Source organism: Hymenobacter yonginensis, assembly GCF_027625995.1.
GTDB lineage: Bacteria > Bacteroidota > Bacteroidia > Cytophagales > Hymenobacteraceae > Hymenobacter > Hymenobacter yonginensis.
The window spans coordinates 848,997-862,512 of the sequence record NZ_CP115396.1 but is presented as its reverse complement, the minus strand read 5'-3'; the positions used below and the strand labels follow the sequence as shown (position 1 = coordinate 862,512).

At 62.5% G+C, this 13,516-nt stretch carries 10 protein-coding genes; all 10 read right to left on the bottom strand.

Going from position 1 to position 13,516, the window contains the following annotated elements:
- Window positions 1-5 precede the first annotated feature (5 nt).
- Window positions 6-1,364: a DUF4910 domain-containing protein gene (locus O9Z63_RS03790; RefSeq protein ID WP_270127970.1), complete on the bottom strand. Its 1,359-nt coding sequence runs from the start codon at window positions 1,362-1,364 to the stop codon at window positions 6-8.
- A gap of 112 nt (window positions 1,365-1,476) precedes the next feature.
- A complete protein-coding gene (locus tag O9Z63_RS03785; protein ID WP_270127969.1) occupies window positions 1,477-2,829 on the bottom strand; it encodes a class I SAM-dependent methyltransferase in 1,353 nt (450 codons plus the stop codon).
- Between the two features lie 46 nt (window positions 2,830-2,875).
- A complete protein-coding gene (locus tag O9Z63_RS03780; RefSeq protein ID WP_270127968.1) occupies window positions 2,876-4,219 on the bottom strand; it encodes an NAD(P)H-dependent oxidoreductase in 1,344 nt (447 codons plus the stop codon).
- A 103-nt stretch (window positions 4,220-4,322) separates the two neighbouring features.
- Window positions 4,323-4,877, bottom strand: coding sequence for a dTDP-4-dehydrorhamnose 3,5-epimerase (gene rfbC / locus O9Z63_RS03775; RefSeq protein WP_270127967.1), 555 nt, complete (start codon window positions 4,875-4,877; stop codon window positions 4,323-4,325).
- A gap of 61 nt (window positions 4,878-4,938) precedes the next feature.
- Window positions 4,939-6,021: an NAD-dependent epimerase/dehydratase family protein gene (locus O9Z63_RS03770; protein WP_270127966.1), complete on the bottom strand. Its 1,083-nt coding sequence runs from the start codon at window positions 6,019-6,021 to the stop codon at window positions 4,939-4,941.
- A gap of 128 nt (window positions 6,022-6,149) precedes the next feature.
- Window positions 6,150-7,043: a glucose-1-phosphate cytidylyltransferase gene (gene rfbF / locus O9Z63_RS03765; protein WP_270127965.1), complete on the bottom strand. Its 894-nt coding sequence runs from the start codon at window positions 7,041-7,043 to the stop codon at window positions 6,150-6,152.
- 271 nt (window positions 7,044-7,314) lie between these two features.
- Window positions 7,315-8,097: a WecB/TagA/CpsF family glycosyltransferase gene (locus tag O9Z63_RS03760; protein WP_270127964.1), complete on the bottom strand. Its 783-nt coding sequence runs from the start codon at window positions 8,095-8,097 to the stop codon at window positions 7,315-7,317.
- A gap of 99 nt (window positions 8,098-8,196) precedes the next feature.
- Window positions 8,197-9,594 (bottom strand): exopolysaccharide biosynthesis polyprenyl glycosylphosphotransferase, encoded by a 1,398-nt coding sequence (locus O9Z63_RS03755; protein WP_270127963.1) that lies wholly within the window; start codon window positions 9,592-9,594, stop codon window positions 8,197-8,199.
- Window positions 9,595-9,963: 369 nt separating this feature from the next.
- The gene (locus tag O9Z63_RS03750; RefSeq protein WP_270127962.1) at window positions 9,964-10,752 is read right to left on the bottom strand and encodes an MBL fold metallo-hydrolase; all 789 of its coding nucleotides are present in this window, start codon (window positions 10,750-10,752) and stop codon (window positions 9,964-9,966) included.
- 381 nt (window positions 10,753-11,133) lie between these two features.
- On the bottom strand, window positions 11,134-13,449 hold the full coding sequence (katG, locus tag O9Z63_RS03745) for a catalase/peroxidase HPI (protein ID WP_270127960.1): 2,316 nt from the start codon (window positions 13,447-13,449) through the stop codon (window positions 11,134-11,136).
- Window positions 13,450-13,516 lie beyond the last annotated feature (67 nt).

Genomic DNA, 13,516 nt, shown 5'->3' with positions numbered 1-13,516 from the left:
AGGTGCTAGGCGGCCGGCTCGGGTGAAGCCACAGCCAGCAAATCGGTGGCGGCCAGGGCCTGTGCGGCGCGGTGCAGCAGCTCAAAAGGCAGCCCCGACCGGGCCGCCACGTCCAGCAGCGGCGTGCGGCCATCAGACAAACTCAGCACCCACAGCAGAGCCATCTGCCAGTCGTGGCCTTCGGTGCCGCCGCCCACACCCTTGTAGAGGCCGCGGCGGCCCAGCTGAGGCTCGCCGTAAGGCAGCAGATTGCGGTAGCAGCGGTTCTGGTCGAGGGTCTGGCACAGGCGCAGCACTAGCTCCAGCGACTCCTGCAGTTGGGCAGGCTGCACAAACTCCAAGTTATCGGCCGAGGTGTGATATTCAGCAAACTCGCCGAAGGGCGTGCGCGACAGGCAGCCAACCGGCAGGTTGAAGCCCGGCGAGCAGTACTGCCGCTCGTCGTAGCCGTAGGGCAGCCAGGGCCGGATTTCGGCGCCAGGGGCGTGGCGGGCCAGCATTAGCGCGGCGGCGGCATCCACCGCGGCGGCACCTTGCCGGCTTTGCTTGTAGGTGAAGTGGCCCGGCCCGCCCAGCAGCGTGAGCACCAGCCCGTGCCGGATGCGGGCCACGGCCTCGGGGTTGCGCGCCAGCCACGTGATGCTGCCGATGGTGCCCGGCCCGAACACAAACCGGTAGGCATAGCGCCGCTCGGGCAGCGCGGCCAGCTGCCGGGCCAGCGCCACGGCCACCACCAGCCCCGAGAGGTTGTCGTTGGCCAACGACGGATGGCAGCAGTGGCACGAGAGCAGCGCCTCGCCGGCATCGGGTTCGGGCGCGGTGGCGGGCAGCAGCAGCTCGGCGTAGGTGAGCGAGCCGGCGGCGTCCAGCGTGCTATCGATGCACACTTCGTAGTAGTCGTCCTGGAGCTGCAGCCGGTCGTGGTGGCGCAGGCAGAAGCCCCAGGCGGGTTGGTAGTAGCTGGTGCGGTACGGAATGAGGTCGGGCTGATCGGGCAATGAGTACAGATGCGCTTCCAGCTCCTGCCTGGAAAACCAGCCCCGCACCGGCGTGCTATAGCCCAGCACGTGCAGGTTGTGCTGCGCGAAGTCGATAACCCGCTCCCCGGCCGCGTTTTTCACCCATGCCTCCCGAATGTTCCACTCGGCCGGTACCGTCCAGTCGAGCACCGGCGTGCCGCTGGGCACTTCGTGCACCTGCAGCGCCGGCAGATACTCGCGCACAATGGCCAGGGTTTCGCGCACGCCGTCGCCCGTAATGCTCCGGCAGATCGGGAACAGGCGGCGCAGCAGCGCATGCATATCCAGGCCCAAAGCCAGCGCAACGGGGGCCATGCAGGAAGCAGGTGCGGCAAGAGCAGACACGGCGTGTAGCGTGAGGCGTTGAGAGAATGAAAAAAATTGCCGGCGGTATTACTCAGGCTCGCTGCTGGCTCAGAATGCCCAGCGGCATGAACCTGCCCAGCCAGCCACGGCCTTATTCATAGACTTGCACCTCCGGGATGGGCACTACAAACTGGCCGCCCCACTCCCGGATACCGCTCATCTGCTCCATGATTTCCTCGCGCAGGTTCCAGGGCAGCAGCAGCACGTAGTCGGGCCGGGTGCTGAAGATGCGGTCGGGGTGGCAGATGGGAATGCGGCTGCCGGGCAGGAAGTTGCCTTGCTTGTGCGGGCTCACATCGACGGTGTAATCGAGAAAATCGGTGCGGATGCCGCAGTAGTTCAGCAGCGTGTTGCCTTTGCCGGGCGCCCCGTAGCCGACCACCGTTTTGCCGGCCCGCTTGGCGTCAATCAGGAATTCGAGCAGCTTGCGCTTGGTTTCCTTGGCTTTCTCCTCGAAGTCGGCGTAGTAGGCCAGCTCCGTGATGCCCAGCGCCAGCTCCTGCTCCCGCAGTTCCGCTACGTGCGCCGTCACAGGCCATGCCGCAGAAGTGGTGTGCCGGGCATAGATGCGCAGCGAGCCGCCGTGCGTGGGCAGCTCTTCCACGTCGAACAGCGTGAGGCCGTGATGCGCGAAGATGCGCTCAACGGTGTAAAACGACAGGTAGCTGAAATGCTCGTGGTAGATGGTGTCGAACTGGTTGCCTTCCATCAGCCGCAGCAGGTGCGGAAACTCCATCGTAATAACGCCATCGGGCTTGAGCAGCAGCTGCATACCGGCCACAAAGTCGTTGATATCCGGCACGTGGGCCAGCACGTTGTTGCCCAGCAGCAGGTCGGCCTGGCCGGCGGTGGCCGCCACGTAGGCGGCGGTTTCGCGGCCGAAGAACTTGCCAAGCGTGTTGATGCCCTTGGCGCGGGCCACTTCGGCTACGTTGTGCGCGGGCTCTACGCCCAGCACCGGCACGCCTTTTTCCACAAAATACTGCAGCAGGTAGCCATCATTGGAGGCCACTTCCACCACCAAGCTGTCTTTGGTGAGGTTGAACCGCTCGGAGGCCATGTCGGTATAGCGGCGGGCATGGCGCAGCCAGGAGGCCGAGTAGGACGAGAAGTAAGCGTAGTCGTTCTGAAAAATCTGCTCGGAGGTCACAAACTCATCCAGCTGCACCAGAAAACACTCGCGGCACACCCGGGCATGCAGCGGATAGAAGGCCTCGGCCCGGTTGAAATCGTGGGGGCGCACGTGGTGCTGGCACAGCGGCGACGTGCCCAAGTTCACGAAGGTGACATCGAGGGGCGCCCCGCAGAAGCGGCAGGGGCTGGCCGGTGGCTCTACCGGGCTGGCGGCTTGCGTTACAGGTTCGCCAAGTGCAAGTGCATCTGCCGAATAAAGCGGGGCCGGAGCCGCTGCGGTAGTCGGATATGCAGGTAGCTTCGTCATCATAGCAGTAGTGTGGAGTGAACGGAATACTTGGTAATTGGCCGCCGACTTACTGCATCACCGGGGGCGCGGCCAGCCCGGCCGGCTGGGGTACATGGGCGGAAAAATGGGTGACCTGCTCGGCCCGCAGCTGATCGATAAGGCGGCCTTCCGGCAGCAGCACATCGTCGTAGGTCAGCACTTGGTCGCGCTGGACGTCGTGGCGCAGCACGCAGCCTTCGGCCACGCCGATGGGCAGCAGGTTGTCGCGCTCCGTGACGTCGGCGTTTTCGGCCAGGCCGTAGGTGTGGTAGTACCCGATGCCGTCGAGCGTCTGCCCCGCAAACAGATCCACTTTGGCGGCTGTCACCACTTCCACCCGCATGGGGCCGGCGGGGGCCAGGGCGGCATCCTGAAACAGCACGGCGCGGGCCACCGTGGTAGGCGTTTCGAAGTGGCACAGGTGGTAGGGCGTGTAGAAGCAGTACAGCGGCCCCGGCCCCAGCTTGTAGAGTTTGAGGTAGTGCTGCTGCACGGCGTCATCAATAGTGCCCAGCACGAATACGCCCGGGCCGGGCTCGGCCCCCACCACGTAATCGACGAGGCCGGGGCCGCCACCAAGCAGCAGCTCCTGCGGGTACCACTCGGCCGCTTTGCTGATGGGTGTGCCCGGTTCCACAGTGGGGCCCAGCATGCCACGCCGCGCCACGCGCATGTCCAGCGCGTTAGCAATAACGGCCTGCTCGAAGCTGATTTTGCTGCCGTCGGCAAAGCTCGTGACCATACTAGGATTCTGGCCCCACTGCCGCGCAAAGCCCTCCTGGGTGGTGGGGTTGCGGTAGGGGTCGTGCAGGCCCTTGATGTTGCCGCACAGCACCGGCGTCACGCCCAGGCCCTTCACGAAGCGGGCTAGGTTGAGCGTCACGCCCGGCTGGTCGCCGTCCGACACGGAGTAGATAACCCCGGCCCGGTCGGCGTACACCTTCAGAATGGGCCCCACGGTGCCGTCGAGCTCGGCATTGAGCAGGATGATGTGCTTGCCGTGCCGGATGGCCTCCAGCACCACCTGCGCGCCATGCTCCACGGCCCCCGTCACCTCAATAATGGCGTTGATGCCGGCCGCGCGGCTCAGCAGCAGCGCATCGTCGGTGATGGCGGGCTGGCCCAACGCAATGCAGGCTTCCAGCTGCGCCACCGAGGCTACTTCGCGCACATCCGGCACGCCGGCTTCGGCATAGATGGCGCGGGCCCGGTCGGGCGTGCGGTTGGCAATGGCCACGAGCTCCATACCGGGCACGTAGCGGCAGATCTGCCGGGCCACGCCCCGCGCCATAAAGCCGGCCCCCACCATGCCCACCCGAATCGGGTTGCCGTCGCGCTGCCGCTTTTCCAGGGCTTTATCAATGATGAGCATGCGGTTTCAATTAAAAATTGAGAATTAAAAATTAAGAATTATCGATGGCCCCAATGCCCCTGACGAGCCAAAACGGCCATTACCAATTCCCAATTCTTAATTACTAACTGTTTACCTCCTCCTGCACGCGCAGCTGAAAATCCGGATGCCGCTGGTCTTTCTCTGACACCAGAGCGGGCTGAAAAGGCCACTGAATCCCGATGGCCGGGTCGTTCCAGCGCAGGCCCCGCTCGGCACCCGGCGCATACTTGGCCGACACCTGGTAGCAGACGTCGGTGTTGTCGGTGAGCGTGATAAAGCCGTGGGCGAAGCGCCCCGGCACGAACAGCATCCGAAACGAGTCGGCGGTCAGCTCCACGCCCAGCCACTTGCCATAGGTTGGCGACTCTTCGCGCAGGTCCACTATCACGTCGTAGATGGCGCCGCGCGTGCAGCGCACCAGCTTGGTTTCCTCGTGCGGCGGCAGCTGATAGTGCATGCCGCGCAGGGTGCCGCGCCGGGGGTTGGAGGAGACGTTGGCCTGCAGCGGCGGCATCAGAATGCCGTGGGCCGCAAACTCGTCTTCGCACCAGGAGCGCGCAAAAAAACCGCGCTCATCGGACATGCGCTCCACATCGATGATGAAAGCGCCTGGCAACTCAGTTTCAGTGAAAATCATACGGGAGTCCATTGGAGTGTGGAGAAACGGTGGGGTTTCGGACAGATGAGACCAAGCCTTGTCAGACCAGTATGGCGGGGCCAGGCACCGCCACTGGCAGCGCCCAGGTGAGGTCGTCGGTTAGCTCGCCGGAGTCGCGCAGGGCCGTGAGCACCCGCAGGCGCATCAGCTGGGACGTGCGGAACGAGGCGTCGCGGAAATTCATGGCCAGCAGGCCGTCGCGGAGCTCGGCGATGGTGTCGGGCAGCGTCCGCTGGGGCTGGTAGGCGGGCGCCATGTCGCGGTAGAGGCTGAAGTCGACGCGGTAAGAGCGTTTGTCGGGCGGGGCGGCAGCGTTCAGGCTCACTTCGGTGCCCGGAATGCTCTCGGCAATGGCCTGGGCCAGGTCGCGCACCTGATAGTTCCAGCTGTCGGCCCCGGTGTTGATAGCCAGAAAGGCGCCGCCGTGGCTGGCCTCGCGGCCGATGGCCCACTCAATGGCCCGGGCCATGTCCTGCACATGAATCAGGGGGCGCCAGGGCGTGCCGTCGCTGAGGATGCTGATGGTGCCCGCCGACACGGCCCCGGCCACAAAGTCGTTGACTACCAGATCCAGCCGCAGCCGGTCGCTCCAGCCGCAGGCCGTGGCAAACCGCAGGCAGGTCACGCAGAAGTCGTCGTCGGCCAGCGGGCGCAAATCCTGCTCGCTGCGCACCTTGGAGCGGGCGTAGGCCGTCAGGGGGTTCACTTCGGAGGTTTCGGTTTTAGCACCTTCGCCCCCGGCCCCGTAGATGCTGCAGGAGCTGGCAAACACAAAGGCGCGCACGCCGGCCACTTTGGCCCGCCGCGCCAGCCGGATGCCGGCCTCGTGGTTTACCTGCATGGTGACGTCCTCGTAGGTCTGGCCCATGGGGTCGTTGCTGATGGCGGCCAGGTGCACAATGGCATCCACGCCCTGCAGCACCTCCGCAGGCAGCTCGCGCACGTCGCCAAACAGCTGGCGGTCCAGCCGCGACTCCGGCAGCCGGGTGGCGCCGGTCAGGCAGTGCGCAAAAAAACCCATGTCGTAGCCAATCAGCTCCGCCTGGGGAAACTGGCGGCGCAGGTGCTGTACCACGCCGGGCCCTACGTAGCCCATGTTGCCGGTGATGAGGATGCGGTTCATTGCAGAAGGTGCAGAGGAAGAGAAATAGAGCAGAAAAGAGCGTTCAAGAGGCCAGGAGCAGCCCTTTCAGCCCCTGTAGAGTAGGAGCCGACGGCGGGCAGACGGTGGGAATTGGAGGTAGGCAGCGGTTAGCTGGCGGGCATTATGGTGGCCGCGGCCACGCGCTGGCCCTGCGGGGCCTGCACCGGGGCGGCCATTATTTCGGCCAGCACGGGGTCGGGCGCCGGCACGGGTGGCGCGGCATTGTCCCAGACTTTCCACTTGGCCTCGTTTTTCTGCCAGAGTTCTTCCAGCATGTTCCGGTCGCGGAGCGTGTCCATGGGCTGCCAGAACCCGGTGTGGCGGAAGGCGGCCAGCCGGTTCTCGCGGGCCAGGCGCTCCATAGGCGCCTTTTCCCACATCGTGCTGTCGTCGTCGATGTAGTCCAGCACGCCGGGCTCCAGCACAAAGAAGCCGCCATTGATCCACGGCGTTTCGCCGCCTTCAGGCTTCTCCGTAAAGCTCTCGATTCGGTCGGCGCTGTCGTGCAGGTTGAAGACGCCAAAGCGCCCCGGCTGCCGGACGGCCGTGAGCGTGGCCAGCACGCCCTGCTCCTGGTGGTAGCGCACCGCCGCGCTGATGTCCACGTCCCCTACCCCGTCGCCGTAAGTGAGGCAGAACGTGCTGTCGTCGAGGTACTCGCGCACCCGGCGCAGGCGGCCGCCGGTCATGGTTTCCTGGCCGGTATCCACCAACGTCACGTTCCAGGGCTCGGTGTTGTTGCGGTGCACCTGCATTTCGTTGCGGTCCATCCGAAACGTCACGTCGGCGTTGTGCAGGAAGTAGTCGGAGAAGTACTGCTTGATCATGTGGCCCTTGTAGCCGCAGCAGATCACGAAGTCGCGGATGCCATGATGCGCGTAGATCTTCATAATGTGCCACAGAATAGGTTTTCCACCTATTTCCACCATGGGCTTCGGGCGCACCCCGCTTTCTTCGCTGATGCGGGTGCCGTAGCCTCCCGCCAGAATTACCGCTTTCATGACTGCAACAGGTTAAGAGACAGGTGATAGTCCGAGAGAAAAAGAGCAGAAAGAACTTCCATCAACCGATACACACAAGCATAGCCGCTCATGAATATACCAGGTAGTGAAAGGTATATATATTTATAATATTGTCAATATTTTTTATGAATTATTTCAATAAAATAACAATAAAAATTAATTATAATACACAATCATCCGCATTCCAAGGCAAGGAACCCTGTGGAAAAGGAACCTGTGACGCAGCGGGCGACAGTGGAACCCCAGGCAGTTACTCGCTATAGATTGCGGGCGTAGGCCGGCCCACGCTCAGCGCTACCAGGCGGCGGGCTACCAGATACAGAAAGCGGGAGTTGGTGACCAGATACCGCCGCCACAAACGCCGGGGCTCCAGCCAGAGTCGGTAAGCCCATTCCAGCCACAGCCGCCGGGCCCACTGGGGCAGGCGGCGCTCCAGCCCGGCATACACCGGGAAAGCCTGCCCCACGCCCAGCATGCAGGCCCGGATTCGGCCGCGGTGGGCCGCCATCCAGTTTTCCTGCTTGGGACAGCCGAGGGCTACGAACAGCAGATCGGGGTCGGCGGCGTTGATGGCGGCGGTTTCGGCTGCGTCTTCTTCGGGCGTGAGCGGCCGGAACGGCGGCGCGTAGGCTCCTACAATCTGCAGGTTGGGCAGTTCCTGCCGGGCGCGGGCCACCATGGCCTCCAGTACGCGCGGCGTAGTACCGTAGAAGTACACCGACTGCTGCCGCCGGGCGGCTTCGGTGAGCAAAGCCGGCAGCAAATCCATACCGGCAATGCGGGCCTGCCGCTGGCCGGTGTTGAACCAACCTACTGCGGCGGCTACCGGGCTGCCATCGGGCGCGGCAATGGTGGCCTGGTTGAGCACCTGCCGAAACTCCGGGTCGCGCTGCGACTCCACCACCATGTGCACGTTTGCAAAACACACGTAGGCCGAGCACCGGGCCGCTCCCAGCTGCAGGATAGCGTCCACGAAATGGGCAGTGGAGCCGGTGGAAATCCGGGAGTCGAGGACGTAGCGCTTGGGTAGCATAGGGATTGAATGGTTGAATTGTTCAATGGTTAAATGGCGGGCTATTCTGCCAGACAACTCCCTGCTACCAACCACTTACTCCTGCAGCCATTACGCCTTTTAATAGGCGTTTTTCTCGCCCCGCACCATGTTCCAGACAGTCTGCCCGATAATTTTCATATCCATCCCAAACGACCAGTTTTCCACGTACTTCAGGTCATATTCCACCCGTTTTTCCATGGTGCCGGCTTCGCGGGTTTCGCCGCGGTAGCCGTTTACCTGCGCGTAGCCAGTAATGCCCGGGGTAACGGCGTGGCGCATGTGGTAGGTGCGGATATGCTTGCTATACTCCTCGAGCTGCGACACCATATTGGGCCGCGGCCCTACCACCGACATGTGCCCCAGCAGCACGTTGAAAAACTGCGGCAGCTCATCCAGATTATACTTGCGCAGATACTGGCCCACCCTCGTTACGCGCACGTCGTGCTTGGTGGCCTGCAGCTCGGGGCGGCCGTGGCTGGCCTGCATGGTGCGCAGCTTGTAGCACGGAAACAGCTGGTTGCGCTTGCCCGGGCGCATCTGCCGGAAGAACACCGGCCCCGGCGAGTCCAGCTTGATCAGCAAGGCCAGGATGGGCATGATGATCGGGAAGATGGTACAGATAACCAGCCCCGAAAACACGATATCAAACACCCGCTTCACTACCTGATTGGTGCGCATGCCCAGCGGCTCGTGCCGGATGGTCAGGATGGGCAGATGGTCGTAGAAATACACGTTGACGTCTTTGCGCATGGTGCCGCGGAAGTCGGGCACGATACGGAAGGAAAGGAAATTGTCGTCGGCGAAGCGCGAGAGGTCCTCAATGAGCTGGCGCCGGTCGAGCGGCAGCGCAAAGTATATGTCGTTGATCTGCTCGCGCAGGCAGTAGGCTTTCAGATCGGCCAGGCGGCCACGCACCAAGCCCCGGAACTCCGTGGGCAGCGCCTCGTCGGAGAAGAAGCCCATGAACTCGTTGCCGATAGGATCGTGCGAGGCCAGAAACCGGTACAGCTCCTGGCCGCTGTCGCCGGCCCCGATGATAACGAAGCGGCTGTTGGCCCGCGCAAAATGCCGGTGATACGAGCGGTACAGGAACGTCAGCAGAAACCGGCCCGACACAACCCCTACCATCGCGAGGCTGTACACCGAAAACAGATACTCCACCGGGGGCCAGTGCATCCCGCCGGCCGCCACCACCAACAGCACCAGCGCGGCATGCAGCAGAAACGTACGGATCAGGTGCAGCAGCTTCTCCGGGTACGTAATCAGCCGGTCGACCCGGTAGATGTTGGCATACTGGCTCGACAGAATCCACCAGAGCAGCCCGAAGATGATGAAGAAAAACGGATAGTATCCACTAAAGGCCCAGTGGCCCAAGGTGATACGGCCAGCCAGCCGAAAGGCTCCAAAAATAAGGAGCACATCGACCAACAACAGAGTGACGCGGGAGGCGTCTGTGTAGTGTCTGTAGCGTTCCATGTAGACTGCTGAGTAAGAGAGAAGGCGCGGACAACAGGTGGGATGGTGAGCTAGCATTCAGATCAATGACATAACAAATAAACAATATTTATTCTTAAATCAATAATTTATATAATTTTATTTTACAAGTGGATAATAATATCTCCGAATGATTCCTAAATTTTCCCAAAACAGGACTTCCAACGCCGGTTTCTCTAGTTTTTACCAATAGCTCGCCTAGGTTGCAGCATATAGGCAGAATCGGTGGCGAGGAAAGCAGCGTAAGCCTTGCGCGGAAAGTATACAGCGCACAAAAAGCCCCTGTAGGGTGGCACTCATTAGCAGAGCACCACCCTACAGGGGCTTTCAGGTGAAGACAAGTTCCCGGCGTTACTGCGCCGTCGGGTACCAGTTGCGCAGGCGCACGTCAATTTTCTTGTTCTTGGCCTGCACTTGCTTCTGGAAGCTGGCCACGTCGCTCAGGCCGTTCTGGCCGCGGTAGTGGTAGGGATACACGATGCCGGGCTTGAAGGCCAGCACGCCCTGGGCGGCCTGGTTCACATCCATAGTGTAGGGCAGGTTCATGCACACGAAGGCCACGTCGATGTTCTTGAGGGCGCGCATCTCGGCAATATCCTCGGTGTCGCCGGAGAGGTACACGGTTTTGCCGCCCAGGCTTAGGATGTAGCCGTTGCCGCGGCCTTTGGGGTGGCGGGAGTCGGCCGTTTCGGGTAGGTTGTACATCGGAATGGCCGATACGCGCATACCCAGCGTGTCGAGGCGCTGGCCATTTTTGAGGATGCGGACCTGCGTCCGATACTCGGCCGGCAGCTGCTCGGCCACGGCTTTGGGGGCCAGCAGCAGGGCTTTGCTGATGGGCAGGGCGGCCAGGGTTTTGGCATCCATGTGGTCGCCGTGGATGTCGGTGATGAGCACCACGTCGGGCGCGGCCAGGCCGGCGTAGGCTTCAGCTCCGCCGGAGGGGTCCACGTAGATGGTTTTGCCGTTCCAGGTCAGCACCAGACTGGCGTGGGTGATGGGCTGCACCATGAGCGGGCCTTGCTTAGTGGCAATCTGGTCGGGAGTGGCGCGGGGTGCGGCGGCCGGAGCGGCCGTCTGGGCGGAGGCCTGCAAGGCGAAAACGGCCAGCGCGGCCGTGAGCAGAAGGGAGAATTTCATCAGGTTTGAGCTATTGTTGAATGGTTGAATTGTTGACTGGCTCACGCGCAACGTTAGCGGCCCGTACATGGGCGTAGACGTGGTCGTAGCCCAGCTGGTTTAGCTTGAATCGGTGGATGGTAGGCTGCCATGCTCCCCGAAACGGCACATCAACTGTAGAGACGCGACACGTCGCGTCTCGGCGCTGAACGACCAGCCCCACAGCCTGCACAACGTCAGCAACGAGGAGACGCGAAGTGTCGCATCTCTACAGGGGACTGTAGCACCTAAACCGCGCTGACTTCGCAGCCGGCCGCTTCCACAAACAAATAGGGGAAAAACCCCGATGTGGAGCTTTTCCCCTATGAAGTTGCCTACTAGCCTTACGGCCGGGGCGGGCGGTTAGCGGGCGGCTACTTTCACGTCGTAGCGGTCCAGCATCATCACTTTGTCCCAGGCCTTCACGAAGGCCTTCACGAAGCGCTGGTGGCCGTCTTTGCCGGCGTACACTTCGGCTACGGCGCGCAGCTGGCTGTTCGAGCCAAACACCAGGTCGGCGCGGGTGGCCGAGTAGCGGTTCTCACCCGAGGTGCGGTCTTTCAGCCAGAAGGTCATACCGCGCGAGTCCGACTTCTTCCACTCGTAATCCGTGCTGGTGAGCACGTTGAAGAAGTCGTTGGTGAGCACGCCTTCGCGGTCAGTGAAAATGCCGTGCTTCGAATTGTCGTAGTTGGCGTTCATGGCGCGCAGACCGCCCGTCAGGGCTACCCACTCGGGCGAGGTGAGCGAGAGCAACTGGGCCTTGTCGAGGAACATCTCCTCGGGGGCCACATGCTTGGCAAGCTGGTTGAAGTCGTTGTCGAGGAAGTTGCGGAAGCCGTCGGCCACCGGCTTCAGCCAGGTGAACATCTCGATGTCGGTGAGCTCCTGGGTGGTGTCGCGGCGGCCCGGGGTGAAGGGCACTTCGGTGGGCACGCCAGCGTCGGCGGCAGCTTTTTCGAGGGCCGCGCAGCCGCCCAGCACGATGAGGTCGGCCAGCGAAACCTGCTTGCCACCTTTGCTGTCCTTATCCGTGCCGTTGAAATCGGCCATTACCTTCTGCAGGGCGGCTACTACAGGCACCGTACGGCGGTTGATTTCCCAGTCTTTCTGCGGGGCCAGGGCCAGGCGGGCGCCGTTGGCGCCGCCACGCTTGTCGCTCTGGCGGTGCGTCACGGCCGACGAGAAGGCCGTAAACACGAGGTCCGACACGGAAATATCGGTGGCCAGAATGGCCTTCTTCAGCTCCGCCACGTCCGCTGCGTCGATGATGGTGTAGTCGGCCAGCGGGATGGGATCCTGCCACAGCAGGTCGTTTTCGTTGCGCTTCTCGGGGCCGAGGTAACGTTCACGCGGGCCCATGTCGCGGTGGGTCAGCTTGTACCAAGCTTTCGAGAAGGCCTGCGTAAAGGCGTCGAAATCGTTAAGGAATTTCTCACACACGGCGCGGTACTCGGGATCCACCTTCAGGGCAATGTCGGTGGTCATCATCATCAGGTCGTTCATCTGACCTTCGATGTGCGCGTCGGGCGTTTTGGGGGCGTTTTTGTCCACCGGGGTCCACTGCAGCGCACCGGCCGGGCTCTTGGTCTGCTCCCAGTCGAACTTGAACAGGTTGGTGAGGTAGTCGTTGTCCCACTGCATAGGATTGGGCGTCCAGCTGCCTTCGATGCCGTTGGTCATCGTGTCTTCGGCGTTGCCCTTGCCCTGGGGGTTGTGCCAGCCCAGGCCCATGGCTTCCATAGGCGCAATTTCGGGGGCCACACCAATTTTGGCGGCCGGCACCATGCCGTGGCTCTTGCCGAAGGCGTGGCCGCCGGCAATCAGGGCCACGGTTTCCTCGTTGTTCATGGCCATGCGCGTGAAGGTCACGCGGATGTCGTGGGCCGAACCCAGCGGGTCGCCGTTGGCATAGGGACCTTCAGGGTTCACGTAAATGAGGGCCTGGTGCGAGGCGGCCAGCGGATTTTCGAGGTCGTAATCGGCGTTGCCGTTGCGGCCGCGCCAACGCTTGTCGCGGCTCACCATCTCGTCGGGCGACTTGGCCTTGGACATATCGTGCACTACCTCGGGGCCCCAGTAGGTGGCGTTGTCAGCCTCCCAGGCATCCTGGCGGCCGCCGGCAAAGCCGTAGGTCGGGAAGCCCATGATTTCGAGGGCGCAGTTGCCGGTCAGCACGATCAGGTCGGCCCAGGAGAGGGAGCTGCCATACTTCTGCTTGATAGGCCAAATGAGACGGCGCGACTTGTCGGTGTTGCCGTTGTCCCACCAGCTGTTGATGGGGGCGAAGCGCTGCAGGGCCTCGCCGGCCCCGCCGCGGCCGTCGGCAATGCGGTAGGTACCGGCCGAGTGCCAGGCCATGCGGATCATCTGCGGGCCGTAGTTATTGTAGTCGGAGGGCCACCAGTCCACCGAAGTCGTCAGGAAGCTCTTGATTTCGTTTTTCAGCTCCTCCAGGTTGATGGAGTTGAAGGCTTCGGCGTAATTGAAGTCCTCGCCCAGGGGGTTGGCCTGGGGGCCGTTCTGGTGCAGCAACTCCACCTTCAGGCGGTTGGGGTACCAGTCGGAGAGCGTGGGCGGGGTGCCTTCCACGCCGCCGATACGGTCGCCGCCGAAGGGGCATTTGCCCTCCATTTTAAAGGAATCGGTGTTGGTTTTGTCGTGGTGGATATCCAGCATGATGAGGTCAGCTAAAAAGGGTTGGTGGTGGGCAGGCTTGTCGGCAGCGCGACGCGCTATTCAACTC